Below are 292 nucleotides of genomic sequence, written 5' to 3'. Positions count from 1 at the left end.
CTACTGCAAACAATTCCGTAAAACCCTGGCAGGCATGGACAATATTACGGTGTATACCTTCATGTATAACATCCTGTCGGATGATTCCACGGCCAAGTCTAAAAACATCTGGTGCTCATCTGACAGGAATAAAGCCTGGGATGACTGGATGGTCCATGGCAAATCCGCGTCCACAGCACCGGCAAATTGCCTCACTCCGCATGACAAAGTCCTGGCCTTGGGGCAGAAGCTGCGCGTGACCGGCACCCCGGCGATTTTCTTTAGCGATGGCACCCGTATCCCGGGTGCGGTC

General features: G+C 53.4%; 1 protein-coding gene. It reads left to right on the top strand.

Annotation, left to right across the window (positions count from 1 at the left end):
* The coding region (locus KDM89_RS21710) for a DsbC family protein (protein ID WP_212689844.1) at nucleotides 1-292 on the top strand (292 nt) is incomplete at both ends.

Source organism: Cognatundibacterium luofuense (assembly GCF_018139685.1).
In the GTDB taxonomy this organism is placed as follows: Bacteria; Pseudomonadota; Gammaproteobacteria; order Burkholderiales; family Burkholderiaceae_D; genus Undibacterium; species Undibacterium luofuense.
Note: the sequence above shows the minus strand (reverse complement) of the source record. Positions and strands in the feature narration are given on the sequence as shown.